Origin of the sequence: Pseudomonas sp. OVF7 (genome assembly GCF_030644265.1) — a bacterium.
GTDB classification, from domain to species: Bacteria; Pseudomonadota; Gammaproteobacteria; order Pseudomonadales; family Pseudomonadaceae; genus Aquipseudomonas; species Aquipseudomonas gorinensis.
The window spans coordinates 3458925-3485111 of sequence record NZ_CP128996.1 but is presented as its reverse complement, the minus strand read 5'-3'; the positions used below and the strand labels follow the sequence as shown (position 1 = coordinate 3485111).

Sequence of the window (26187 nt, the reverse complement as noted above, 5' to 3'; positions counted from 1 at the left end):
GACCTCAGGGTTTGCGCAATAAATAAGTGTCCATGATCCAGCCGTTGTCCAGGCGCGCGGCCTTGCGCACCCGTTCGATCTGTTCAGCCACGTCACTGACTTTGCCACTGATCAGGATTTCATCCGGCGTGCCCAGGTAGGCGCCCCAGTAGATATCCAGGTCCTGGTCGGCCACCGTACGGTAGGAATCTTCCGCGTCGAGCATCACCACCAGGGTATCGGCATCACTCGCCTGCCCCGCCGCCAAGCGGCGCCCGGTGGTGATCTCGATGGACTTGCCGATGCGGTTCAGCGGGACTTTGTGTTGCGCGGCCAGGGCCTGCACGCTGGTGATGCCGGGGATCACCTCGAACTCAAAGGCACAGCGGCCGCTGGCCAGGATCGCCTGCAAGATACGAATGGTGCTGTCGTACAACGCCGGGTCGCCCCACGCCAGGAAAGCCCCCACCTCACCGTCCGCCAGGTGCTCGTTGATCATGCGCTCGAACGTCTGCTGCTTGTCGCGATTGAGGTCCTGCACGGCGGTGGTGTAGTCGATGTCACCGCGCACCCGCTCGGGGCAATCGGCCTCGACGAAGCGATAGCCAGGCTCGGTGATATAGGTCTCGCAGATCTCGCGGCGCAGGTCGATCAGCTTGTCTTTGCTCTGGCCCTTGTCCATCAGGAAAAACACATCCGTGCGATTCAGTGCTTTCACGGCCTGCATCGTGATGTAGTCAGGGTTGCCGGCGCCAATGCCGATGATCAGGATGCGTTTCATGGGTTGCTCTCATTGCGGGGCGGCGATTTTGCCATGTTCGGGGGGCCAGGCGTGAGTTTCCAGGCGCAGGCGCCAGACACCGTTGAAGCGCAGCTCGGTGGCGGACAACGGCTCGACATCAATGCGGTGGAACAGCGCGATGGGATAGCGCATGACGTACAGCATCGCCGCGCGGATAACAAACGGATGGGTGACGGCCAACACATGGCCAGGCTGGCTTTCCAGGGATTCCATCCACAGCGCCACCCGCGTGCAGATCTGGTCCACCGACTCGCCGCCATGGGGAGCGCTGGCACTGTCGGTGAGCCAGGTCGTCAAGGCATCGCTGTCCAGTTGACCGATGTCCTGGCCTTTCCACTGGCCGAAATCGCCATCGCGCAGCGCCGGCTCGATCACCGCGTCGGTGCCGAACAGACGCGCGGTCTCGCGGGTCCGGGCCTCAGGCCCACACAGCAGGCGCCGGCCTTTCTTGAAACCACCGGCCAGGGACAGCGTTGCACCTGGCCCATTCAGCGCCAGCGATTCATCATCGGGGAAGCGCCCGCGCTTTTGCAGCGGGGTGAGGGCATGGCAAATCAATGTCAAACGGGTGGCATGCATTGCAAGTCGCTGCGACAGGAAAGATCAAGCCACCAAGACTGGCGCACTTAGCCCTGTGACGCAACGCCTTGCGCCAGATAGAGCACCTGGTAGCCCGTGCCGGGATGCTCCGCCGCCACCGGCTGGGCCGATAAGGTGATGCGTACCAGGCGCCAGGCCTGCACATCCAGGGCCAGGAGCACCGCGAACGTGTCACGGCGGTCCGCCACCTGCTGGTTGCGCAGTGTCTCCTCGGCCAGCCTCGCGGCCCGGTCTGCGCCCGGCTCCAGCGCCCATTCCTCTCGATACAGGCTCAAGGCGCCCTGCGCCGGCCCGCGCTGCACGTCCAGCGGCAGCCAGCTTTCAATGTGCGGTCGACCAAAGCTGTCGAGCACTTTTTGAAAGCGTTCGCCCAGCAGAAAATCGGCGGCCTGCAACGGGTCCGACCACAGGTACACCGAGGCATACAGGTTGCCCACGCCCGCTCCCTGCCCGTGCTCCTGAGCAATGAAGGCCTTGAAAATCAAACCCTCGGTGCCGTCCCATAACGGCCCCAATTGCGTCGCGCGCTGGCGAATCACGCTCATGTCGTAGTCGGCAGGCAAGCGATGTGAATACTGTTTGGCAAACATGGAAAAGCTCCCGTGCAAATTGAGGGTCCAGCTTGCGCAGCGGCGATGATTTCAACAAGATATCACCCAATATAAGTGCGATAAGGATTCGATATGACCGATGCGCCCAAACCCCTGGATATCGACACCGTGCAGGCGTTTGTGCTGGTCGCCGATTTCGCCAGTTTCACCCGCGCCGCCGAAGCCCTCGACACCTCCCAGGCCGCCATCAGCCTCAAGCTCAAGCGCCTTGAAGAGCGCCTGGGTTATCGCCTGCTGGAGCGCACCCCCCGCCATGTGCGGCTGTCGCCCCAGGGCGAACGCTTTATCGTCGCGGCCCGCGCCCTGCTCAATGCCCATGAACGCGCCCTGGCCGACCTCGGCAGTCACGCCTCCCGGCGCCTGGTGATCGGCATCAGCGACCACGTGGCGGGGCCGGACTTGCCCACCTGGCTAAGCCGTCTCGCCGCCTACGACCCGCTGGTGATCCTGGAAGTGCGCATCGCCTCCTCCCGCGACCTGGTCGGCGCGTTCGACCGCAACGAACTGGACGCCGTGATCGTGCGCAACGAAGGCGATCGCCAGGACGGCGAAGTCTTGGCGGTGGAACGTTTTGGCTGGTTTGCCGCGCCCGGCTGGCAACACAGCCCGGGCACGCCGTTGCGCATGGCGACCATGGCCGCGCCCTGCGGTGTTCGCCAGTTGGCGACACAGGCACTGGATGCCGCGCGCATCGACTGGGCCGAAGTGTTTGTCGGCGGCGGCGTGATGGCGGTGGGGGCAGCGGTCAGCGCCGGGTTGGGCGTGGCCGCCCTCGCCCACCGCGTGGCACCGGCCGGCGCCGTGGAGGTGAGTGGGCAATACGGTTTGCCCGCCTTGCCCGTGAGTGAAGTGGTGCTCTACAGCCGCATCAGTGACACGCGCTCCCGTGAAACATTGCGGGCGCTGAGCGCGACGTTTCGTGGGGTGTTGCAGCGTTAATCAAACCACTCGCGCCGCCCGTCGAACGTACTGACGATCAACTCGACAATCATCTGCACAGCCTCGGCGTGCTGCACCTGTGCGTTCACCGCCAGCCACACCTGGCGCTGCATGCTCTCGGCGAGCAAGCCCGGCAAGGCCACCAGCCCACGGTCGAAGCTGCTCATGTAATGCGGCAACAAGCCGATGCACGCGCCGCAGCGAATCATCTCCAGCATCAGCGAATAGGCCTGCACCTGCACCACTGCCGCCAGGCGTTGTTCCACCACGCGGTTCCAGGGCTGCAAGGCGTCGACCTGCACGTCGGGTTGCCACTGCACCAGCATGTAGTCGGCGAGGTCGTCGACACTGTCGGGGCGCGTCGTCAGTCGCGAGTAGCGCTTGGCGATATGCGGCAAGTAGTGCAAGCGCGCCAGGCGCCTCGGCGGCTCGGTGGGGAAACTCGGGCCCGGCGCGGGGCCGTCCGCGTCGGAGAGCCACAGCACCACATCCACGTCCACCGCCTGCAGTGACAGTTGGCTGTCGAGGGAGATGATCTCCAGGCGCACGCTGGCGTTACGGCGCAGCAAGGCGATCAGGTCGCGGCCAAGGATGTCGTGCAGGATCGGTTCGGCCACCGCCAGGCGGATCAACGGCTGCTCCAGCACCGGCAGGCGCCGCTCATGGGCCAGGGCGACCAATTGCGCTTGCAGTTGCTGGCCGTCGCGACTGAGGACCAGGCCATTGCCCTGGTAGCTGAACAGCGAATGGTGCAGCTGTTCCTCCAGCTGCGCCAGGCGTTTGCGCAGCAGGGTCGCCTTGATATTCAGGCTGCGCGCGGCCTGCATGAAACAGCCGCAACGCGCACTGACCAGGAAGTAGCGCACCACCTCCGGCTCGATCTCGCTGGCTAATGCCAGCCAAGCGCCGCGCACCGGGTTCGGCTCGCGATAGGGTGCAGGCCCCTGGGGGCCGGACGGTTCTAGAAATGCCATGGGAGACTCCCTGTCTTGTGGGTCTTGTGCATCCAATGCGGTCGACGCGTATCACTCCAGCACGGTGTTCAGCTGTGCTCCGTCGATGCTCAAGGTGGCGGTGTTGAGCATGCCTTCGAGGTACGCCTTGGCAATCTGCTCCTGACGTTGGGCACGCAGGGCCTGGGTCAGGCGCTCGCGCAGTTCGTCGAGGGTGGCGGTACGCGCCGGTTGCTGCGCGGTGAGCTTGAGCACATGAAAACCCGCCGCGCTCTGCACCGCGTCCGACACCGCGCCGACCTTGAGCCGCGAGACCACCTCGCGCACCTGCGGTACCAGTTGCTGCAACGGCTGCAAGCCCGAATCGCCGCCCTGTTGCGCAGTGCCAGGGTCCTGGGAATATTGCGCGGCCAGGGCGGCAAAATCCGCCGGCGCCGCCTGGGCCTTGCGGCTCAGTTCCTGGGCCTGGCGCCGCACCGCGTCGACGCTTTGCGGGCCATCCACCGCCAGGAAAATCTGGCTGACCCGATACATCGGCGGCGTCACCCACTGCGCCTTGCCGCTGTCGTAGGCTTGTTGCAACTCGGCGGCGCTGGGGTAATCGGCCGGCACCTGGCTGACCGAGAGCATGTAGTCGCGGAACACGATCTGCTCGGTGGCGGCGCGGGTCTGTTGCTCCACCTCCGGGCGCTGGCGCCAGCCCTGGGCGTCGGCCTGTTCGAGCACGGCCTTCTGCGCCAGGCGCGAACGCAGCCAGGTCTCCAGGGCGCCGCGGTTACCGCGCAGTTGCTCGCGGGTTTCGGCCGGCAGGCTCGCCAGCACGCTTTTCAGTTCAGTCAGGTCAATGTGCTGGTTGCCCAGGCGCGCCACGGCTGGCCCGCTCTGTTCGGGGCTGACGGCGGGCGCCGGCTGCTGCGCGGCGACCGGGTCGCTGCCCGGGCGCAGGCTCAGCCCCACCGCCACCACCAGCAACGTCAGCGCACCGGCGCCGACAAGCAAGGTTGGCTTTTTCACAGGATCGGCGCCTCTTCAGCCACGGGTTCAGTCGCCTGGGCCTGCAACTGCGCAGCCTGTTGGCTGTATTCACGCAGGTAGACGATAAATTCCTGCAACAGGCGGTCCCACAGCTCCAGCTGGCTGCGCAGGTGCGTGGCGCCAACGCCGGCCACCACCACGTCCATTTCCATCAACAGGAACTCGCCCTGCAACGACAACCGCGCAAAGCGGCGCGAGGCATTCCACACCTGGGCCAGGCCCTCGGGCAATGCGCCCTGTACCCGCAGCGCGCAGCTGTAGGTGAAGTCCACATAGCTGCCCGGCTCTGCCGACGGGTTGCCAAAGCGCACGGCATAGCCGATGCCCTGGCTGGCGCTGAGCAGTTGCACGATGCCGTTCTGTTCGCTCTGGTTGACCCGGTAGCCGGCCTCTTGCAGCAGCTCGGTCAAACTCTGGACGGTCACGCCGGTGATCAATTCGCTCATGGGGATCTCTTCCTTGTCTATCAGTGAGTGGCAGCTGCCTGGGGCGCGTCAAAACGGGTCTTGTACAAATCGTCGCCAAAGCCCTGGGCCAGTTCCTCGAACTTGACCCGCGCACCACTGGCGAAGGGCTGGCGAATACTCATCACCTCGGCCACGTCGATTTTTTCGTAGGCCGCAAGCAACTGCTGGGCCACGCCGTACATTTGTTGATTCTTGGCTGAACATTGCTGCACTTGTGTGTCACGTTCACTCAATTGTGCTTGCAGCCGCGCGCGCTCGGCCTCTTTGCCCTTGGCGAGGGCCAGCAGTTCTTCATAGGCCTTCTTGAACTTGCCGATCTGCTCGTTGCTCGCCGCCACCTGGGCCTGCGCCTGGCTGTGCAGGCTCTGTTGCTGGCCGGCCAGTTGCTCAGCGGTACCACGGGCTTTTTCCAGCTCGGCGGTCAGTTGCTTGATCTGCGCCTGGGCCTGCTTGGCCTGGTTTTCAGCGGCCAGGCGTGCAGCGCTGGCCTGGGCCTGTTCGCTTTGCAACGCCTGCAACTGCTGGGTGGTGCTGCGCAGTTGCGTGCGCAGGCGCTCTTCCATGCCTTCGGCCGAGGCCCCGGTGGCGACCAGCGCCAACAGCAGCGCGCATATTCGCGTGTTCATGTGGCATCTCCCTGCGCATCAAAAGCGCGTGTTGAGTTCCAGTTGCATCACATCGACTTCAAACGGCGCGCCATACACTTCGGATGCGCTCAACCAACGCGCACTGGCGTAGATGTTCTTGTCGATACCGTAGTTGCCGCCAATGAAATACCCCTTGGCGTTGGTGCCGCCCAGGTGAAACGAGGAGTCGTTGAAGCCGTCGGGCAAGGCGTCCGGCTGGATGTACTTGTAGCCGGCCAAGACGTTCCAGTCGCCGCGCTTGCGCATCTCCAGCGCGCTGCCGAGGGTGAAGGAGACCATCAAGGCATTGCCGCCACTTTCAAACTGGCCATTGCTGTTGATGTTGTTGACGATCTCGCCTTCGCTGCGCTTGAGCATTTCGCCCTTGTCGTAGGCCAGGTTGTGGATGAAGTTACCCTGGGTGCGCAGCTTGAAGTCGCTCGGCAGTTCGCTGTCCCAGACGAGGTTGAGGTCCAGCACATCGAACTTGGATGCCAGGCCCACGTATTGTGGGTCCGGGGTGGTGGTTGGGGTGGCCGGGTTGGTGGTGTTGTTGCGCAGGTTGAACACGCTATTGCCTTTTTGCATAAAGGCCACGCGGGTGCCGTCAGTGTCGCAACCGGGTGCGCCCTTCCACGTCGAGCAAGGGCTGGAGCGTTCACCCTCGATATCCTGGAACTGGTAGTACGCCGCGGCCAGCTTGAGGCGGTTGCTGCGGTTGATCTTCCAGTCCGCGCCGATCTGCCCACCGAACAGCCACTTGGTCTCACTGTCTTGCTTGTCGATGCCGTTGGTAGTGGCCGCATCCGAGGTGTATTCGACCGGGAACGCACCCAGGGTGCCGAACAGGCCCCATTCGTTGCTGAGCGTGTGATTGAAGATCGCGGCCACGCCGTCGAAATTGAGGTCGGTGGAGTACATCATGTCGGTGGAGTAGAACGGGTTGGCGATACGCCCCGCGGTCAGGGTCATGGCATCGTTGGCTTTCCAGCTCAGGTAACCCTGGTCGAGCCAGATGTCCTTCTTGCCAAAGCCACCGCCCAGGGTCTGGGTGGTGGACACCGGGTTATTGTCAGAGCCGGTGCCCAGGCGAATACCCGCGGTCCACTCCGGCGAGATCACCGCTTTCATGCCCAGGCGCGCGCGCAGGCGGAACAGGTTCTCGCGGTCCTGGGTGGTGTTGATCAACGGCGGGAACTTGGTGTTCGAGTTCTTGTTGACGTCATACGGGCCGGTGTCATTGAGCTTGGCGAAGTCGGTGATTTCCGGGCTGTTGTTGCCTGAGAAGTAGCGCGACTCGTCACGCAGGCGGATATCGCCATCGAAGCTGATGCGCGAGACCCAATCCGGGAAGGTATTGGGCTGGGCCCAGTTTTCCTGCTTGGCGGTGGCCATCACCTCGGCTTTGACCTGGTCGCGGATCTGGTCGCGCACCGCCTGCGGCACGTACTGCACGCGCACATCCCCAGGCGCCGCCGCCGGGCCGCTGGCGACCACCGGGGCGGCATTGGCCTGGCGTGCCTGCTGGGCTTCTTTTTCCGCCTGGGCAATCAGCCCATTGGCGGTGTCCTGGGTCAGTACGCCTTGTTGCACCAGCAGGCGGATCAGGTTGATCGTGACGTTTTCCGAAGGCGCGACCGGGGCTGCAGCCGCCTGGCCGACCAGGGTCGCGATGACCATGCCGACCGCCAGGGTCAGTCGATTCACGGGGGAAATCATGTGTACGCAACTCCTGTAAAAAACTGCGAATAAGTAGGTTTGTTCAATCCGGGCGCCGACCCTTGAGGGACAGGCGTACCGGCAGGGTCACGGACGCAGGAACGCGTTGCGTGGCATGGGGTGTGCGCAAGGCCGCCAGCACCTGGGCATCGGTCTCGGCGTCGCCGCTGGACTTGGCCAGTTCAACCCGCGTGACCTGGCCCTCGGTGCTCAACCACACGTCCGCCTGTACCGCGTAGGCCTTCTTGCGTAACTCCGGGTCTTCCCTCAGCAGGCGCTGAAACACACCGGCCAGGTACTGCTTGTAGGTACCGGCACCGAGGCCACCGCCGCCACTGCCCGCCATGCCGCCGCCCTTGCCCGCGCCGATGTTGAAAGCGTCATTGCCCGATTGCGCGTCGCCGTCGATCTGCATCGGGTTGGCCAGATCATCAACCGGCGAAGGCGGTGCTTCTTCTGCCGGCTTGACCTCCTCGGGTTCAGGGGTGGGCACCGGCTCAGGGACTTTTTCCTCGACCTTGGGCTCGGGTTCCTTGGGTTTTTCCGGCGGCGGTGGCGGCGGTGGCGGCAACGGGATAATCGTCGGCACCTTCGGCGCTTCGCGGCGTACGCCACTCATGTCATTGGCCCATTGCCAGAGGAACCAGGCCGCCACGGCGCCCAGCAGCAGGCCGGCGCCCCACTTCAGCGGGCGCAGCGGCGGCTTGTTCTTTACCGGCAACGGCGGCATCGGGATCTGTGCAGTCATGGCTCAGCCCTGGCTCGGCTTGCCGGTGACCAGCCCGACCTGGGACAGCTCCAGCCGCCGCAGCAAATCGAGCACCTCGATCACCTTCTGGTACTGCACCATGGCGTCGCCGCGCACGATCACCGGGAAGTCCGGGTTCAGCGCTTTCTCGATGCGCAGGCGTTCTTCCAGCTCGACGAGGGTGACCGGGTAGGCATCGAGGAACACCTGGCCGCCATCGTTCACCGAGATGGCCTTGGTCTTGGCCTCGGACAACGACACCGAGGCGCTGGCCTTGGGCAAGTGAATCTGGATGCCCGAGACCTGGGCGGTGGCGGTGAGGATAAACATCACCAGCACCACCATCAGCACGTCCACCAAGGGCGTGATGTTGATGCTGTCGACAGCCGCGTCGTCATCATCGTCGTGGGAGGCATTTACGGAAGCCATGGCGATTCTCCTCAGGCCGAAACCGGCGCGTGGTGCGGAGCACGGTGCCCCGCTTCACTGAACTGGCTCTCGCCGTGCATCTCCGCCAGGCGGGTGATGAACTCGTCGACAAACACACGCATGTCGGCGCTGACTTCCTTGTTGCGCGTGATCAGGCGGTTGTAGCCAAACAGTGCGGGAATCGCGACGAACAGCCCCATGGCCGTGGCCAGCAAGGCGGCCGCCATGCCTGGGGCGATGGCGTTGATGTTCACGTCGCCGGCCATGGCCGTGCCGAGGAACACCACCATGATCCCCAGCACCGTACCGAGCAGGCCGATATACGGGCCGCCGGCGATGGCGTTGGACAAGGTCGAGAGTTTGGAACTGAGCGCCTGGTTTTCACGGGTGCGCACGCCGTCCATGGAGCAGCGGATGGCTTCGATGGTCGCCGCCGACACCGACGACGTGTCGGCGCCCTGGGCGCGACGGGTGCGGATCTCCTTGATCGCCACACGGTACAGGCGCCACAGCGAGGAATGCGTCAGGCGTTCGGCGAGCACGGCGTCGTCATAGAACATTTCCAGGCGCGTGCCGATCTGCGCGAACTGCTCGCGAAACACCTCGTTGGCACTGCTCACGCGGCTGACCATGCGGTTCTTGCGGATCATGATGAACCACGACTGGAACATCATCGCCACCAGCACCAGGATGATCACCCAGGCGTCCGCCGGCACGGCTTTGAGCAAAAAGCCCAGGCTGCCGAAACCGAAGCCCGACTGCTCTTCATCCACCCCGTAGGCCACCAGTTTCGACTCGGCGCCCTGGGCGCTCGCGTCGGCCAGCAACAACGCAGCCGGGCGGGCCACCTTGGACAGGCGCAACTCATCGATGGCCCCGGCGAATGGCAGGTGCGTGCTGCCGGCTTCGGGCAGGTCGGCGCCAATCGCCCATTGTGAATTCAACGCTGGCATGGCCACTGCCAGGCTCGCGGTTTCGCGGCCATTGACATACAGCGCGACTTTTTCACCCTCGGCGGTGAACGCCAGGTGCTGCCATTGGCCAGGGTTGAGCGGCTGGGTCGACGCCGCGCGCTGGCCGTCGATCTCGACAAACGGCATGCCCTGGTTCACGCCCAGCAACAGGCTGTGGGGCCCCTCACGGCGGGCCACGACGATTTGCTCGCCGCTGGCCTGGTCCAGGCGCAGCCAGGCGCTGAAGGTGAAGGCGCCACCCGCGGCGTGTTGCAGCGATGGGCTGGCCGGCAACAGCAGCGGCTGGCCGCCGAACTGCAAGGCGCGGCCGATCACACCGTCGATGCTGGTGCCGGTGGCGTTGAGCGCGGTGTTGGCATAGGCCGTGGTGTCACGCGGCGGCGTCGCATTGGCGCCGTCAAAGTGGTAGATCGCGGTGTAGTTCGGGTCGAAGGTCAACTGGCCGTTCGCCGTGGCCGGGGCCTTCTGGTTGCCGTAGTACATCCACAGGTCCTGGCGTTGGCCGCCCTCGACCTTGGGCACATCGACCCAGATCAGCGCCATGCCCATCAGCGGGTCGAAGCTTTCAATCTGGTGGTTGAACACCGTCTTGTCATCGGCACTGACAAAGCGCAGGTCGCTGCCGTCATCCTTGACCCCGTCAAAGGTGAAGTTGCCGGTGTGCAGGCGCACCAACAGCGCGGTACGGCCCAGGGCCTGGCTGATCGCCGCGCCTTGGGCGGTGGTGTCCACGCTGATCTGTTTGCGGTAATGCCAGTCGTCTTGCCACCAGGCATGGGCAGTGGCCGGGAGCGCGAAGCCCAGGCAGATCAACAGGCTCAGGATTAGGCGTTGCATGGGAAGAGTCTCCGGGGAAAAGGGTCAGAAAGTCGCCTGCACACTGAAGTGCAGTCGCGAGTCCTGTTTCTGGGTGTTCGGTCCGTCGAGCAGCGGGTAGCCCCAATCCAGGCTGCCGGACAACCATTTGCTCAAACTGGCGCGGGTGCCCAGGCCGACACTGGCCAGGCTGTATTCGTCTTCCTGCTCGGGCAGCGGGTCATGCAGGCGCAGGCGCGCACCTTCGGCGAACGCATAGAAGCGCCACTCCTGTACGTAGCTGCCGAGGAACTTGGCCAGGGACGGTGTGCGCAACTCCTGGGAGAGCAGGAAACCTTCATCCCCGGTGCGCTCGGCCGCCAGGTAGCCGCGCACCGAGGTGGCGCCGCCGGCGGAATACTGCTCGTTGGACACCAGCGGCCCCGAGGCCAACTGGAAGCCGGCCTTGCTCGCCGACTGCCAATCGTTGGCGAAGGTGTAGGTGTAATTCAGGTCGCCCTTGAGCACGGCGAAGCTGGCACTGGCCTTGTAGCGCTTGTTGTCGAACGCTTTAGCGTCGCTGCCATAACCAAAAAATGCGCGGGTGCCGACGATCAGGTTCAAGCCCAGCCCCAACTGGGATTGCTCGGTGTAGCGATAACCGTTGTAGCCAAAGGTCAACGGCGCGTACTTGAGCGGTACCTGGTCGCTGCTGTTGCCGAACTTCAGCTCCTCGTCGAAATCCTTGAAGTCGATCCCGAACGAAAACGAATTGGCCCAGTTGCCTGCCGCCGGCAGGTTGTAGATGGCCGATACCCCGTAGGAGTGGCCCTTGCCCAACACGTTGCTGCCGCCGATGGTGGCGATGTTGCTGTCGGACTGGTAGCCGGAGAACTGCAAGGTCCAGCGCTCATCCAGCGGGGCGCTGTAGGAACCCGACCAGACCTTGGCATTCGAGCTGTCCTCGGGGGCGGTGAAGTAGGTCAGGGAAATGCTGTGGCCCAGTTGCCAGAGGTTGTCGTAGCCCAGGGTCGCGACCGAGCGCAGCTTCTCGGTGTCGGCGCTGTAGTCGTTGTTCAGGCCGAGACTGGCGTGCCAGGGGTTCTGGTCTTCCACCTGCAAATCCACGTCCATGGTGCCGGGGCGCTGGCCTTCGCGAACCAGCGGCGTAACCTGCCGACCGGCGCTGCGGTTGAGCCCGGCCAGCTGGCTTTGCACCGAGGTGAAATCCGGCACGGCGCCCTCTTTCAGGCCCGGCACTTCTTCGCGAATTTCCACGGGTGAGTAATGCTTGGCCCCAACGACGCGCACGCGGCCGACCTTGGTTTCGCTGACTTGCAGGAACACGATGCCGTCATCGACCTTCTGCTCGGGCAGTTCCACAAACACCGACTGGTAACCCCGTGCCTGGTAGATCTTCTGCAACGCATCGCGGGCGCCTTCGATATCGCCCAGGGTCTTTTGCGGGCCGAGAAACGGGTACACCGCCTCCTCGATCGTTGCGGCATCGAGCACGGTATTGCCGCGCACGAAGTACTCGTTGACGTCCACCCGGCGCGCCGGGGCTTCGCCCTCTTCGGCCAGCACCGGCTGCGCAAAGGCGCCCAGCGTCAGGCAGCACAGCGCCAACGTTGACTTGAACAGATGCTCCACACAGCCCCCTAAGTGTCTAAAATATTGCGCCGTCGCCGTGTGTATGGCGTTTGGCCTGCTCAATTGCGGATGGTCGAAAGCTGGCTGTGCCGGGCCAGCCAGGTGTGCAGCAGCGCGAAGTTCAGGGAGAACTCCTGCATGTGCAGCAAGGCGCCGCCAAACACGTCACCGATGATGGTCTGGATCAGCTGCACCGCCCGAGGGTTGTTCAGCAAGGTGGCAATGTCGCGTTGCAGGACGTGGAGGCCCCACACCTTCTGGTGCAGGTCGAGGCCGACGAACCAGCGGAACAGCAGGTTGTAGTTGAGCTGCTCGTGCAGTTGCTGTTCGCTGGGCACCGAGTACAGCAGTTGCAACAACAGGATCTGCAGCACGGTGCGCGGTGCGATCAGCATCCCCGGGGCGGGCTGCAGCAGGTCGGGGTGCCGGTCGAACACCTCGTCGATCTGCGGGCGCAGCAACACCAGCGAATGGCTCGCCGGGATGTAGCTGGAGACTTCCTTCAAGGCGCCCTGCCAATCGTCCTGGGAGACGATCCACACCCACGGTGCGCCGTAGCGGTACACCGAGACCGGTTTCTTGCGCGCGGCTTCGACGATCTTCGACAGGCGCTGGTCGAGCTCCTGCATGCCGACTTTCGAGTAACGTTCCATAGTTCCCATTTGCCCCACTCCTGGCGTCCTGCTGACGGCTGGGGAGGTGATTTGTGGTCGCCTCCAGCGCGTTACATAGGCAAGACGGGGATGGGGGGGAGCTACCGAACTTTTGTCATGAAAGCTTCATTTGGGATTGGGTGGGGGGCAATTTTTTTGGGGGGGGGTTGGGGGGCGGGGGTTCCGTGTACATATCCGTTTCTGCGGTAACGGCGGCTGGCGGTTCCGCCCTTACGGCGGGTCACTTTTGGAAAAGAGCCCCAAAAGTAACCAAAAGGGCTCTTGCCCCACCACTCGGCACCTCGCTTAGGCTCGGTGTGCCCTCACTCCGGCTTGAATCCGTGGGCCGCCGTCATGGGCCATCCCTGGCCCAGGACGGCTAACCCGGCGTCCTGCCGGGTTACCCACGGATTCAAGCCTGCGTTCGGCCAGCGTGGTTTAACGGGGCGCCTAAGATCAAGATCAAAAGCCAGAGCAAAAGCAGAGTGAGGTCTACCTGACTTGCAGAGATATCTGATCTATGAAGATCCAATTGTGGGAGGGGGCTTGCCCCCGATGGCGCCGGGTCAGTTAACAAATAAGTGACTGACACACCCTCATCGGGGGCAAGCCCCCTCCCACATTTTTACCGAGTACACCAGCCACAACACCGGTCGGCTCCAAGGCTACAAAACCCACAGCAAAACCAGGCCGAGGTCTACCTGACCTATGGAGATCTCTGCCCTGTGGAGATCCAATTGTGGGAGGGGCGGTGCGACGATTCGACTTGCCCCCGATGGCGCCGGGTCAGTTAACAAATAAGTGACTGACACTCCCTCATCGGGGGCAAGCCCCCTTCCACATTTTTAACCGAGTCACCAGGCACAAATCCGGTCGGCTATCAGGCCGCCGCGCCAACAACCCCAAAAAAACGGGGCGATCATTGATCGCCCCAAACGGTACATCGAGAGGTCCTTTCTAAGTCCTTACAGGGTGATCTGCTTGCGCTCTTCATCCGTCAAGCGCGCACGCGCCTGTTCACTCAACGGTCCGGCGCCCAGTACCTGCACCGGGCTGTTGGGGTTATAGCCGGAGGTTTTCTGCTGTTCCTGCGGCTCGCGCTGTAACGGCTCGGAGCCAAAGCTCAGTACCTCCACCGTCACGATCGACGCCCTGCCCTGCTTGGCCGCCGCCTGCTGGCTGCGTGCGGCACCCTCCGCTGCCTGGGACGCCGCCGCCCCCGCCGCGCTGGCCGAGCTCATGGCGCCGGTGTTGACGGTGGCCGTCACCGGCACCCCGGACGATTTGCCCTGGGTCTGGATGTTGGCCGCGTTGACCACGCGCAAGGCGGCGATGTTGACGTTGCCCGACACCCGAATGCCCGCCTCGCCCGCGTCGATGGTGCCCAGCGGTGCGATCAGATCGATGTCCCCCGCCGGCACTTCCGGGATCGGGTTCAACGTGGCGATCCCCGCCCCGGTGCTCGGTACCGATGGCGACAGGCCCACGTTGCCCCAGTTGTCATAGACGCGCTTGGGCGGTGTGTACACCACGGTGGTCTTGGAACCGCGCCCGGCGTTGATGTCGCCCTGGGCGGTCCAGGCCATGATCGAACCGCCGAAGGTGGTCATGATGCGGCTCTGGCCGAGCAGGATACTGCCCAAGGAATACAGCTGGATATTGCCCGAGCCCTGAGTGATCACACCCGCCGTCGACGGAGGCGCCGCGCCTTCGATGCCGAAGGTCTGGTTGCCGCCTGGGGTGAGCATCTGGATCGAGCCACCGAAGTTGGTGTGTACACCCGCGCCGCCGAACATCGTGATATTGCCTTTGTAGGTGATCGGGTTACCGGCCACGTCGGTCTCGGGGAACAACCTGGCAATCGCCGCACGCCCACGGACATAGCTGCCCTGGCGTACGCTGCCGTCCTGGTTGTACTCGCGGCCGGCGGCCTTGAGTTCGGCGAAGTACACGTCACGGGCGAAAACCCGCTGTTGTTCGACCGGCAGTGCGGCGTAGTAGGTCCGCGCCTGTTCGCTATTGCCGACGAAACCGAAGCGTGCGGCCAGCCAGGAGACCAGTTCGTTTTCGTAGGTCTTGGCGATTTTGCCGCCCTGGATCGACTCCCCTGGCTGGGCCAGGTTAGCGGGGTTCAGGTAGGCCTCGACAAAGCGGCGGTAATCCGGGCCGTTGGGGCCTGCGCCGGCTTGCATCACGATGCTCGCGCCGGGCCGGGTGTCGCCAGGAGCCACGGCCCCCAGGCTGGTGATCGCCACTTGGTCGTCCATCAGGATATTGCGCCCAGCGGTCACTTCCAGGGTGCCGGGGCCGGCGACATTGAAGCTGCTGTAGAGGATGTCGCGACCGGCGCTGGCGATGGAAATGTCGCTGGCGCCGTTATGCACGAACAGGTTGCCCGCAAAGGTGTACTGACCGGTCGTCGGGTCCCCGCCCGTGGCGCCGCTCAGGAGAGTGCCGCTGCGGACAATATCTCGCCCGGCCAGCATCCGTACCGCGCCAGCGCCCTCGTAATAGGTCTGCCCGAAACGCGCGTCATCCGAGCCGGTAATGGTGATCGCACGCCCACTGTTGACCGCGAGCAGATCGCCGCTCAGCGCATAGAAACGTGCAGGCTCCAGAGCATCACCCCATGACGTACTGGCGGTGTTGGGACCGAAGGCAAACAACGGGTAGGAGATGCCCAGGCGGGCAATATTGCCGTCGATAGAGACATTCCCGCTGCCCACGTCCGGGCGCCTGCTAATAAAGCCCTGGAAAGCCGGATGCAGGATGCTCGCCAAACTATTCGGCGCCGCGCTGGAACGGCTGATCGTCAGGTCACCGCCGTAGATCGAATCCCCCGCCAGCAGCTGCAACTGGCCGTTGGTCGACGGTGCCAACACCAGCGCCTTGAGCTCCGGCCAAGGTGCTGTGTTGAAGGATGAAGCGCGGCCGTAGTACAGGCTGCCATTGGCGGCGACTGCACGTAATGTCGCGGGATACACTGCTGCCATGTCCGACTCTGCGGTATCGGTCAACGGCGTGAGATTGCCACCGGCCGAGAACAAGTCGATGGCTGTGCGGTTGGTCCACAGGCTGAACCAGCTCTGCCCCAGACCGCTGACCCCATTATTCTCGTAAGCCAGGATATTCATCTGCGGTGCACGGCCAGGGTCGGCCACGTCCTGCAGCACCAGGTCACCACGGGTGGCCAGGCTGAAGGTCGCATCCCCCGGAAACAGGCTCCAACCACCGGTCGCGGCCGCAGAAGTCGAGCGGGTCGGATCGTAGGCGCGGATTTCGCTGGGGCTCTGATCCTTAGGCTGGCTGCCATAACGCAACGTCAGGCTACCCAGGGCGCCACCCGTCAGTTGTACATGCCCACGCAGATCCACCACCGCGCCATTGAGATGCTCCAGCGCCGTCTGGCTGCCGGGGTTCACCGCCCCACCCACCCGCACGTTCAGATCGCCGCCGCCGGTGAGTTGCAGGCTGCCATCGGCCGCGACCCGCCCAGTACTGCCTACCGCCAGGACCAGGCCCGTGCTGCGCGGGCTTATGTTGCCAGCCAGGTTCGCCACAGGCTTGAGCATCCCCGCATCGCCACCGACCTCGACATTCAGATTGCCGCCGCCCAGGGTGCCGAACCCGGTAAAGCCCACCATCCGATCCGCTAGCCCCGCTAACGGCACCTTGGAGCCAAAGTTGATCCACCAGGCGGTGGGTTGCGCCTGGCTGCCGCTCAAACCATTGCCTTGACGCCAGAGCCAATTGCCGACGTTGACCGAATCCACCTCACCATCGGTAGTCACCGGCCGCCCGCCAGTGGACCTCGCCTTGCTGGTAATGTTGCCGGTCAGGTTGCCACCGACCTTCAACAACACATTACCTCCCCCATCCGGGAACCAGGCACCTTGCGGGCTACCGGCGGTGGCAGCGGTGGGACTGCCGGCGGTGTAGACGCCGAAGAGCGATTCCATGCTTAAATCACCCGCGGCCAGCAATTCCAGGTCCGCCGTACCGGTGCGGATTACGCTGAAACGCGCGCTGCTGCCCACTATCTTGCTCGGGCCGAAGACACCGTAATGGCTGTCGGCCAGGCGCAGATCACCGGCACCGGCCTGTGGATGCGCCAGCAGCATCCGGCTGTTGGCCGCCTGGGTATCGGCCCCACCCACTAGGCGCATCGACCACGACTGGGAGCCCTCAGGCAGCATGGGCGCTGCGGCCCATAGACGGTTCGGATAGTTTGGGTCCGGCACTCGCAACTGTATCGACTTTGCGGCCCCCGGAAATTTAAAGTTGACGCCCTCCGGCAACCGCGCACCACGAGGCAGTTCCTTGGTGCCAAAGAGGGTCACGGAGGCTACGCTGGGCAGCGGCACGCCAGCAGGCCAGGTCATCTGCTTGACTTCGGTCAGACTGACCAACACGTTCCCGGCATCCAGGATACTGTCAGCCGGGAAGGTCACCGCTGTGCTTAACAGGGTGCCTGCCGGGTACAGCACACTCCCTGTCGCATCGCGCACGGCGCCCGCCAGCACCGTGCCGGCCGGAAGCACCAGTTCCTCAGCGAGGGTCACTGCGACCGGCAGCCGGGTGCCAGCCGGCAGGCTCCGCGCTTTGATCGGCAGGTCAAAGTTAAGCGTCGTGCCACCTGGGAACGTCGTACCGTCCGCCAGAATCACACCGTTGCGCGGTATTACCACCGCGCCGCCGGTGTAATCGAGACCCGCACGCAGTACCCAGCCGTTGTCATCCGCCGTCGCTGCAGGCACTGCAAAGCCGTCATTGATGCTGCCGTAGATATTCAGGTTACCACCGGCGCGCAGCGTCAGGCTGCCCGCCTCGGTCACCGCACGGGTAGGCGATTTCAGGCTGGCGTAGCGATAGCCGGACAGGTCCAGGTCGCCTTGTACCACCAGGTCGCCATCGGCGGTTTTGCTGATGATTTCTACGCCGGGACGCAGGTGGAACGTATCGCCGTAGGTCGCATTGTTCAGACCGGCCAGCTTGTTCTGTACCAGGTTGGTGTTACTCAACGCCGCATTGATGAACGTGGTGTTGAGACCGTGTATGTCATCCAGGTATTTCTGGGTGATGACCTGATACGGCCTGCCGCTGGCGGTCGTACCGGTCCCGAGCGGCGCATTATCATAGGTGGCCATGCCATTGAGGGCGATCGAGCGCGCGCCCTGGATCGTCAAGCGTCCACTGGCGTCGATCGCGATGTCATCGGCACCCAGGCGCGGCGCATTCAGTTCCAACGTGCCACGGTTGCGCCCGTCATTGGCGGTGGCGGCTTCGGTACCATGGCGCAGGTCAATTCGCGCCCCATCGGCCAGGGTCAGTTGGCCGGTGCCGGAACCCAGGACCACGATGGCGCGGTTCGGCGAATCAATGATCTTGCCGTAGCTGTCCACGCGCAATTGCGTGCCATGGGCGTCGAGCACCGCAGTGCCGTCCAGGGTCAGGCCGTTCTTGCCAGCCAGGTTGATGCTGCCGACGCGCTCGCCACTGGCGTCCACCCGGCCGGTCACGCGCAACGTGCCGCTGTCCACCGAGACATCCACGGTGTTGGCCTTGACTCCGTCGCCGATGATCAGGTCGCCCTGCTTGAGCTGGAAGCTGCGCGCGCCAAAGACCTGGCCCTGGTTGAGACGCTGGTTGAGGGCGGCGAACTGGTCACTCAAGGTGCCGCTGCCACCCAGGTGCTGGGCCTGGACCTCCACCGCGCCGGCCAGGTACGGCACCAGGGTGCCGCCGGCATCGTAATAACCGCTGCTACCCGCAAGGATCTTGCCCGCCAGGTCGACGGTGCCGGCCGTGCCGCCCAACGCCACGGCGCGTAGCTTGCCCGCCTGGTTGTACTGCGCCGACAAGTCGATGGTCGAGCCCGCGGCCTGCTGCACATTGCCTGCGCGACTCTCCAGCACCACGTCGCCCCCCGCGCTGTATTTGGTCAGGTCGTTGAAAACGATCGAGCGACCGGACACATCAACCGATGCGTTGTCGGTCAGCACCACGTCGCCACGGGCGCCCAGGGTGACCTTGCCGCTGGGCAGTACCACCGCGCTGGCCAGGCGAAGGCTGTCGCCCTGCAGCGACAGCTCGCCGCCCAGGCCTTCCACTTTACCCACCGGGCCTGCCGATGCGCTGATGTCGATGGCGCCACCCGCGGTGATCTTATTCACCGAGCCGGCTTCGCCGGTCATCAGTGGCGTGAGGATATTCAGGTTGCCGCCACTGTAGGCAAAGCCCTTGAGCGCGTCATAGGCACCTTGGCTCTGGTACACCGAAAGGCTGCCCTTGTGGTTGGCGGTGATGCGGTCGCTGGCATTCAGGTTGACATTGGCAAAGCCCAGGGCGAGGCGCTTCAACGTTGCAGTGGTGCTGGCTTGGGCAAACTCGCCATAACCGAACACGATGCGTTCGGCGTTGATATCCAGGCGCCCGCTGCCGGTGCCCGCACCACCCGCCACCACCATGCCAGGGGCTGCCTCGGCGCCCTGCCAGATCAGGTTGGCGGTATGGATGGTCGCCACATCATTCGCGCCCCCGGAACCGTAGATCGCCGGGGTGGAGAGCATCAGGTTGTTCAACAGGGACTTGCCGGTCACCGCATCGTAGGTGTCGAGGGTGGCGGAGCCGTAGAAATTGAAGCTGTCCCGCGCCGACAGTTGCAGGGTCTCCAGGGCCGGAGCGCCAAACTGAGTGTCGCCGCGCAGCAGGCGGTCGAGCACTTGCTGGGTGAGGGTCAGGCCCGCTGGCAAGCGATTCCCCGCCGCGGCGTCGGCCAGCGCTTGCGGGCTGCCAACGTTGATGCTGGTCAGCCCCAGGTTGAGGTGACGGGTGCCATAACGCACCTGATCGCCCATCTGCAGGGTGCTGTCGGTCAAGGCGACAATGCTGCCTTCGGAGTACAGGGCGGTCTGCCCAGTGCACGGCGCGTTGTTGCATACCCCCAACTGGATGCCGCGGCCGACATCCGGTTGCGCCGCTGCGACCACATTGAGCAAACCGTTGGAAACCGCCAGTGTGTTGGCCAGGTTGTAGATGAAACCGTCACGCGCGTCATAACTGGCCTTGCCACGCCCGATAGTATTGATGGACGCCCCCTGCTCCACCACGATGGAACCGGTGGAAGCCACCAGGAACACTTCCGGCGCCGCCAGGCTCGCGCCCTCTCGCAAGACGAGAGCGCCAGTGGTGCCGTTGGCAAGGGTTATGTAGTTGCCCGCCTGGCCGTAGTTGACCACTGTCGTCCCCCCGATCATCAGGCGCGCGGCACCCAGCGAATTCAAGCTGTCGGCATCCACGGTGATACCGTTGAAACCACTGGTGGCGCCCCGGCCGGCAGCCACGATTTCGAGGTCGTTGCCTAGACCGCTGTGGTCTACGTTCATCAGCGCAACGGTACCCCCGTACCCCCCTTCAGCGGCCTCGAAGCGACCATTGCCCTGGAACGAAAAAGCATCCGCCCCGGCCCCCAGGCGCAAGGCCAGTTGTAAGGTCTTCGCATCCACCGGCAGCAATGCCCGTGGGACACCGAGCCGCGCGGCATCGGCTATGGCAAATTGCGCGTAGCTGGTTTCGTTGTACTGGGAGTAACGGCGCAAGGTATCGGCGGAGGTCAGGATCACTTGGCTCGCGATGCTGTCGCTGATGCCGGTGTTGGCGATGGACAGCTGCCCGGCAGTGGACCATGAGCCGTTGCCCATCAGTTGGGCTGCCCCTTGGCTGCCAAGGCCGGCCAGGCCGTTGATTTCCACCCTGAACGCCCCCGGCATCAGGGCATAGGTGGACGGCATCAGCGTATAAGTGCCCGCCGCCAGCCCCGGCACACCAGCACCGATCGTGATCTGCTGGCCCACAAGCGGCTCGACGGCCCCACCCTCCGGTGCTACCGGGGCGTAGCCCGGTTGCGCGCCGGGCACAATCGCATAGACCGGGTTAGTGCCCAGCCCCGGCAACACAAAGCCACCATTTGCGCCGAACTGCACCAACGGGTTGTAGCGCGCATCCGTGGAGCCGCCGCGCCCGGAAATGAACCCGGCCCCGAGCAGCTCGCCACCGCCGGACAGATCAACGGTAGCACCAGGCCGCACCAACACCGACTCACCGCCCAACGTCATGCCGACATTAAGGGTGCCGTTGAGGGCTGAGCCTCCTTGGCCGATGAACGTCACCGTCTTGCCGTTGTACTTATAAACCTGCCCATCCACCGTGCCGCCATAGGGCAGCACCAACCCCTTGCCACTCACCGAGGTAAGGCTGCCGGGCAGCAATTCGACACGACTGGAGCCCAGGCTGCCAATTTCGATCAGCCCCAGGGGCGCGCGTATCACCCCGCCCTGCTTGATGGTAGGGCCGCCCAATTGCAGGCGACCGAACGCCGAATACGGCGTGGCGCTCTGGCTGTCACCGGTGCGTGCAATGGTCAAGGTACGCGTCGGGTCGTAGTTGAAGCCGGTGCCATTGTTGCTGAGACCGTCCAGGTAACCGGCGATCACCCGCGCCCCGACTTCGGTCGCGGGGTACAGCTGTGCGGCACTCAGGGTCATGTCCCCCCGGGTCATCAGTTGTGTGCTGATGCCCTGGGCAATCACGTTTGCATCGGCACCGGCCAAGAAGCGCAGGTCGCCCTGGCTCGTCAGTTGTACATCGTCGAAACCGCGACGGTCGACAGTCACCAGGCTGCCATCGGCCAGCGTCAGATCACTCTTGTTGCCCATCAGCACATTGCCGCGCACATCGATCAGGTTGCCACCGGCGTTGAATACCGCCTGACTGGCGCGTCGCGACATGCCTGAGGTCAACACCGGATGCAGGTATTGGTCCTTTGTGGGATCCAGCGGCGCAAGGATGCCCGCCAACAACAGGTAAGGCGCCGACAGGTTGATACGGGCATTAGCGGCAGCGTTTTCAGTCAGGCCCATGGCGCCGCTGTACAGGCGCAGGCTCTGGCCCATGTTCAACGCCACGTCGCCGTCAAAACTCAACAGGCCGTTGCTGAGCAAAGCCAGGTTGTCAAAACCACCAGCGCTGACCTGATCCACCCCAAGGCGGCCATGACCGTATTCCAGGCTCGCAGCCGCGGCATCGGCGGTACCCGGTAAGAGGCTGTCTTGATGGACTTGACTGATCACCAGCTCGCGCACATTGAGCACCCTGTCGGTGACCGTACTCTTGGCGTAATACGGGCTTTCCAGCGCCAGCGACAAACTACCGCCCGCCGCCCCCGCACCACCGGCCCGGGCGACAACGCTGCCGTCCAGGTACAGGCCATTGTTGGAGGCCAAGCTGATGCTGCCGCCCTTGCTCGCGACCAACACCCGGCCCTGGCCTGGAATGTCCAGCGCCGCCTGGGCACCCGAAGCATCCAGGCGCGCGCCCTTGCGCACCACCACAAACAGGTCGCTGGCCTTGGCAATGCCGGTCGCCAGGTCGATATCGCCGCCGATGCTGATCTTGCCGCCACTGCGCACCTGACCGTAGACCCCCCCACGGTTGTTCACCGCCGTAACCGCCCGCGACGCCACGTCGATCAGCGCGTTCTCGCCCACCCAGATCGAGCGGCCATGGCCAACGGCATTCGTCGCTTCGGAGCTGCCCACCGTCAGGCCGCCGAGGCTGACGCTCCCGCCCCAGGCATTGAGAGTACCGTTCATCGTCAGCTGGCCGACGCTGCGCAGGTTGATGCCCTGGCCGGGGTCGACATTGATCACCGCGCCTTGGCCTACGGTCAGGGTCGTGGTGGCCAGGTCGGCCGCAGTGGAGTCCTGATGACCCGCGGTCAAGCTCAAGCTGGCACCCAGGCGCTGGTTCAATACGCCTTGGGTCGGGTTTTCCTGGTACAGCGCTGGCGTCCAGCGCTCAAGGGCAGCGGCCGGGTCGCTGCCGCTCGAAACGCCGGATGTCTGTTCGCCCAAACGGTAGACCGGCGTGGTGACATCCACCTGGGTGCCATCGGTGACCAGCAGCCCTTCATTGCCGGTAATGTCATAGGCCGAGAAGCCCTTATTGAAGAAGTCGCCGGCCAGTTGCAAGGTGTCGGCGGCCGGCGCCGTGGCGCTGTCGCCTATCTGCACCTGGCGCGCCTGCAACGCCAGGGTGCCGCCGCCGCTGACGCCATAGCCACGAATCTCGCCGTCCAGCGCCAAAGTGCCAAGGGCCGCCAGGGTCACGTCACCGCCCTTGCCGCCAGTGAGGGTGCCATTCACACCCAGCGTGCCACCGGAAGCCACGTCCACCACACTGCCCGTCGCCAGGTTGACATTCGCGGTGCTACGCAGCGACACCTTGCCGCCGTTCACATAGGCCACACCGGCGGTATTGGCTGGGTCCAGCAGCAGGTTGTTCCAGCGCCCGGTGGTGTCCAGCCTGACCCCGCCGGCGACGTCGACAATACCGCCCCCCGCCAGGATCGTGTCACCCACAGCCCCGGCTTTAAGCGGGTCGACCTGGCTGAGAATGTTACCGGCATTGATGCTGCCACCATGGGCCGTGAGGTTGGCGTTGAGGTTGACCCCTGGCCCGAACAAGGTGATATCGCCGCCATCCGCCACCGTGAGCGCACCGTTGACGGTGATCTGCTGAGTGGCACCGACTTTGATCGCGCTCAGTGAGTAGCCATTGAGCTGATCGCTGTCGAGCACCAGCTTGCCTTGGCGATCCGCCGGCAGTGCGGTGCTGAGGTCCAGGCCCTCGGCGATCTTTTGGGTGTTGCTGTCAATCAGCACTTCGGCGGCAGTGCCGTTCAGGGCATAGCGCAGGGTGCCGGTGGTCTTGTTATAGACCGGTGTGTACCCGCCAATGATCAACTGCGCGCGCTGGGCCATGGCCTTCTGTGACTGCTGGTAACCGTCGAGGTTGAGGTTTGGCGCCTGGGTCTGGCGATCGCCCTGGAAGACGTCACTGATCAGTTGCCCTTCCAGCACCGCGCTGGTGGTTCCGACCACCAGCTTGCCGGCATCGCGGCCCACGGTGTAACCCGACTCGTAACGGCGTTGCTTGGCGATCATGGGGTTGTAGTAATACTCGGTCTGGCCCCAGCGTTTACTGGTGTCTTCAAACCCCTTGTAGAAACCGGAATAGAGAATGTCGCCCGGCGCCCTGGACACTTCATACAAGCGCCCATCGGGGCCCTTGAGCCAGGTCTGTTGGATATAACCGGCCTGCACATCCACGGTGCCACCCGACAGGTTGATCTGCGCGCCCTTTTGGGTCACCACGTCCTTGCCGGTAAAGGTCACGGTACCGCCCTGGGCCATCCACTCACCCACCGAGTGGCCCTGGGTGCCGAGGTAGCCGCCGACTTCCAGCAAGCCGCCGGCGGTGTACCAGCGATCCGTCGCATAGCCGTTGGTGCCGGCGGGCACAAACACCAGCTCGCGCAGGTCGACCCACACATCGTTGTTGATCAACTGCCCGCTGTCACGGTTGACCGGCGCATCGCGCTGCTCGTTGCCCTGCACGTTGATCTTGATGTTGTTGGCTTCCATCGACACCTTGACGCCCACCGCGCCGGACACGTCGATCATCGCCCCATCGCGCACCAGGCTGCGCCCGGTCGCGCTGACCGCGACCTGGCCACCGGTGGCCAGGGTGATCGAGCCTTTCTGGAAGTCCACGGTGCCGCCGCTGACGATCTCGATACGCGATTGGTCGGTGCGATCGGCCACGGCGCTGAGGTTGTTGAACAGACCGGTGATCAGGTTGGCGGGGGTGCCGTCGAGCTTGGTCAGGCCATTGCTTTGCTGGCTGTTCAGCGCAGTGCTGCCACTGCTGTCCAACAGGATCGCGGTGGTGCTGCCCTCGCCCAGGGTCACACTGCCGGTGGTGTCGGTGGCGGAATTGAGCAGGTGAATCGTGCCACGGGTGTCCACCGAGGTGCTGGCCAGGGCCACGCCGTTTTGCTGCACCTGGTGCCCGGTCAGGGTGATGTCACCAGTGGAGGCCATGATCAGGCCGTTGTTGCTGACCTTGCCGGCGTTGCTGCCGGCCTTGAGGCTGGTCGCCACTTCATTGCCGCGCGTGGTGGAGCGGTCGTTGCCTGCGGTGCCGACGCCTTTACGGATATAGAAGCTGTCGCCGGCCGCCAGGGTGGTCTGGCCCTTTGCGGTGTTGATCGTACCGGCGTTGTCCACTTCCGAACCGAGCAGCAAGGCATAGCCGCCCGCATCCGTCGAGGTGGACGGGGTGTGGGTCTGGATCAGCGCACCGCGCTGTACCTGGACCTTGCCCGCTGCGTCGGTGAAGGTCGGCTGGGTGCCGGTGCCATCCACGTAAATACCGCGCTGGGTGAACTGCTCATCAGTGATGGTCGCAGCGGCGGCCACGAGATTGCGCACGTTGACCTGGCTGGTACCATTGAAGACCACACCGTTGCGGTTCACGATCATCACCGTGCCGGCGCCATTGATCTGGCCCTGGATCTCGCTGGGCCGCGCATCGGGGTCGTTGACGCGGTTGAGCACGGCCCAACTGGCCTGCTGCTGGAAATCCACGGTGGTGTTGCGCCCGACGTTGAAGGTCTCCCAATTGAGGATCGCCTTGTCAGCCGTCTGTTCGATGCTCACCGTGGTTTTGCCGCCAGATTGGCTCTGGGTCGGGCCCTTGGCGTTGGTCCAGCCCTGGGTCAGGCTGTTGTCAACTTGCAGGCCGCCCTTGCCCAGGCCATCGGGAATCGTCGACACCTGGCCAAACGCCGCCTGGCGCCCTGCCGCTTGCGCCGCCTGCTGCGCGGCAATCGCCGCGACACTGGTATTCAAGTTGCTGATCGAGCGCGCCATCTGCTGGTTGACCCGCGCTTGCTGGTTCAGCGTTGGAACCCCCGGCACCTGCCCGGCACTGATCCGCGCCGCCGTCGCGGCCTGGGACGCGCCTTTGTCGGCAAACCAACCGGAACTGAACGCCGTGGCCGCCTGGGCATTGCCTGCCACCATCAACAAGGCAATGGCGTGGGCCAAGGGCTTGAGCCGCAGGACCGTCTCTTGGGCTTTCAGGTTAACCGGCGATTTGCAGCGGACCATCGGGAATCTTCCTTCTTTATTGGCGCCCAGGGGCAAGACAGGCTTGTGTATGAGGGTTAGGCGGTTGGCGGGGGGCGCGACTGAACTTCTGTCATGCAAAGTTCATAAAGGACTGGTAACGGCCCGATAAAGACGACGCACAGTTTCTGTAGGAGCGAGCTTGCTCGCGAAAAACGTGAGGACGCCGCAGG

At 64.2% G+C, this 26187-nt stretch carries 15 protein-coding genes; 1 reads left to right on the top strand and 14 read right to left on the bottom strand.

Translation table 11 applies throughout. The annotated features are described in order from the left end of the window. Positions 1–4: 4 nt before the first annotated feature. Genes cobF through QU606_RS15955 form a run of 3 tightly spaced genes read right to left on the bottom strand, consistent with a single transcriptional unit; the run spans position 5 to position 1971 of the window. Entirely contained in the window at positions 5–760 is a 756-nt protein-coding gene (cobF, locus tag QU606_RS15965) for a precorrin-6A synthase (deacetylating) (RefSeq protein ID WP_024074831.1), read from the bottom strand. A 9-nt stretch (positions 761–769) separates the two neighbouring features. After that, positions 770–1360, bottom strand: a complete 591-nt coding sequence (locus QU606_RS15960) for a histidine phosphatase family protein (RefSeq protein ID WP_069075765.1) — start codon at positions 1358–1360, stop codon at positions 770–772. A gap of 47 nt (positions 1361–1407) precedes the next feature. After that, positions 1408–1971, bottom strand: a complete 564-nt coding sequence (locus QU606_RS15955) for a DUF4865 family protein (protein ID WP_304998573.1) — start codon at positions 1969–1971, stop codon at positions 1408–1410. Between the two features lie 93 nt (positions 1972–2064). Here QU606_RS15955 and QU606_RS15950 point away from each other — a divergent pair, with 93 nt between their 5' ends. Then, positions 2065–2931 (top strand): LysR family transcriptional regulator, encoded by an 867-nt coding sequence (locus QU606_RS15950; RefSeq protein ID WP_304998572.1) that lies wholly within the window; start codon positions 2065–2067, stop codon positions 2929–2931. On the opposite strand, the gene QU606_RS15945 is transcribed toward QU606_RS15950, so the two are convergent. The 11 genes from QU606_RS15945 to QU606_RS15895 form a co-directional block, all read right to left on the bottom strand. Continuing rightward, a complete protein-coding gene (locus QU606_RS15945) occupies positions 2928–3905 on the bottom strand; it encodes a LysR family transcriptional regulator (protein ID WP_304998571.1) in 978 nt (325 codons plus the stop codon). The genes QU606_RS15950 and QU606_RS15945 overlap by 4 nt on opposite strands. A 51-nt stretch (positions 3906–3956) precedes the next feature. After that, positions 3957–4898, bottom strand: coding sequence for a peptidylprolyl isomerase (locus QU606_RS15940; protein WP_024074826.1), 942 nt, complete (start codon positions 4896–4898; stop codon positions 3957–3959). Beyond that, the gene (locus tag QU606_RS15935) at positions 4895–5365 is read right to left on the bottom strand and encodes a YbjN domain-containing protein (protein WP_304998570.1); all 471 of its coding nucleotides are present in this window, start codon (positions 5363–5365) and stop codon (positions 4895–4897) included. The genes QU606_RS15940 and QU606_RS15935 overlap by 4 nt, the downstream gene beginning before the upstream one ends. Before the next feature lie 20 nt (positions 5366–5385). Beyond that, complete coding sequence (locus QU606_RS15930) at positions 5386–6012, bottom strand: DNA repair protein (protein WP_304998569.1); 627 nt, start codon at positions 6010–6012, stop codon at positions 5386–5388. A gap of 18 nt (positions 6013–6030) precedes the next feature. Beyond that, positions 6031–7731: a putative porin gene (locus QU606_RS15925; RefSeq protein WP_024074823.1), complete on the bottom strand. Its 1701-nt coding sequence runs from the start codon at positions 7729–7731 to the stop codon at positions 6031–6033. A gap of 43 nt (positions 7732–7774) precedes the next feature. After that, positions 7775–8479 (bottom strand): energy transducer TonB, encoded by a 705-nt coding sequence (locus tag QU606_RS15920; protein WP_304998567.1) that lies wholly within the window; start codon positions 8477–8479, stop codon positions 7775–7777. A 3-nt stretch (positions 8480–8482) separates the two neighbouring features. Next, positions 8483–8908 (bottom strand): biopolymer transporter ExbD, encoded by a 426-nt coding sequence (locus QU606_RS15915; protein WP_304998566.1) that lies wholly within the window; start codon positions 8906–8908, stop codon positions 8483–8485. An 11-nt stretch (positions 8909–8919) separates the two neighbouring features. Continuing rightward, positions 8920–10719: a DUF2341 domain-containing protein gene (locus tag QU606_RS15910; RefSeq protein ID WP_024074821.1), complete on the bottom strand. Its 1800-nt coding sequence runs from the start codon at positions 10717–10719 to the stop codon at positions 8920–8922. A gap of 24 nt (positions 10720–10743) precedes the next feature. Next, entirely contained in the window at positions 10744–12330 is a 1587-nt protein-coding gene (locus QU606_RS15905) for a ShlB/FhaC/HecB family hemolysin secretion/activation protein (RefSeq protein ID WP_024074820.1), read from the bottom strand. A 59-nt stretch (positions 12331–12389) separates the two neighbouring features. Then, complete coding sequence (locus QU606_RS15900; RefSeq protein WP_150053729.1) at positions 12390–12983, bottom strand: transposase; 594 nt, start codon at positions 12981–12983, stop codon at positions 12390–12392. A gap of 965 nt (positions 12984–13948) precedes the next feature. Beyond that, complete coding sequence (locus QU606_RS15895) at positions 13949–25996, bottom strand: filamentous haemagglutinin family protein (RefSeq protein WP_304998565.1); 12048 nt, start codon at positions 25994–25996, stop codon at positions 13949–13951. Positions 25997–26187 lie beyond the last annotated feature (191 nt).

What these genes read in the sequence shown, in the direction of transcription:
- cobF (WP_024074831.1), bottom strand. Translation starts at nt 760, where the DNA reads ATGAAACGCATCCTGATCATCGGCATTGGCGCCGGCAACCCTGACTAC.
- QU606_RS15960 (WP_069075765.1), bottom strand. Translation starts at nt 1,360, where the DNA reads ATGCATGCCACCCGTTTGACATTGATTTGCCATGCCCTCACCCCGCTG.
- QU606_RS15955 (WP_304998573.1), bottom strand. Translation starts at nt 1,971, where the DNA reads ATGTTTGCCAAACAGTATTCACATCGCTTGCCTGCCGACTACGACATG.
- QU606_RS15950 (WP_304998572.1), top strand. Translation starts at nt 2,065, where the DNA reads ATGACCGATGCGCCCAAACCCCTGGATATCGACACCGTGCAGGCGTTT.
- QU606_RS15945 (WP_304998571.1), bottom strand. Translation starts at nt 3,905, where the DNA reads ATGGCATTTCTAGAACCGTCCGGCCCCCAGGGGCCTGCACCCTATCGC.
- QU606_RS15935 (WP_304998570.1), bottom strand. Translation starts at nt 5,365, where the DNA reads ATGAGCGAATTGATCACCGGCGTGACCGTCCAGAGTTTGACCGAGCTG.
- QU606_RS15930 (WP_304998569.1), bottom strand. Translation starts at nt 6,012, where the DNA reads ATGAACACGCGAATATGCGCGCTGCTGTTGGCGCTGGTCGCCACCGGG.
- QU606_RS15925 (WP_024074823.1), bottom strand. Translation starts at nt 7,731, where the DNA reads ATGATTTCCCCCGTGAATCGACTGACCCTGGCGGTCGGCATGGTCATC.
- QU606_RS15920 (WP_304998567.1), bottom strand. Translation starts at nt 8,479, where the DNA reads ATGACTGCACAGATCCCGATGCCGCCGTTGCCGGTAAAGAACAAGCCG.
- QU606_RS15915 (WP_304998566.1), bottom strand. Translation starts at nt 8,908, where the DNA reads ATGGCTTCCGTAAATGCCTCCCACGACGATGATGACGACGCGGCTGTC.
- QU606_RS15910 (WP_024074821.1), bottom strand. Translation starts at nt 10,719, where the DNA reads ATGCAACGCCTAATCCTGAGCCTGTTGATCTGCCTGGGCTTCGCGCTC.
- QU606_RS15900 (WP_150053729.1), bottom strand. Translation starts at nt 12,983, where the DNA reads ATGGAACGTTACTCGAAAGTCGGCATGCAGGAGCTCGACCAGCGCCTG.
- QU606_RS15895 (WP_304998565.1), bottom strand. Translation starts at nt 25,996, where the DNA reads ATGGTCCGCTGCAAATCGCCGGTTAACCTGAAAGCCCAAGAGACGGTC.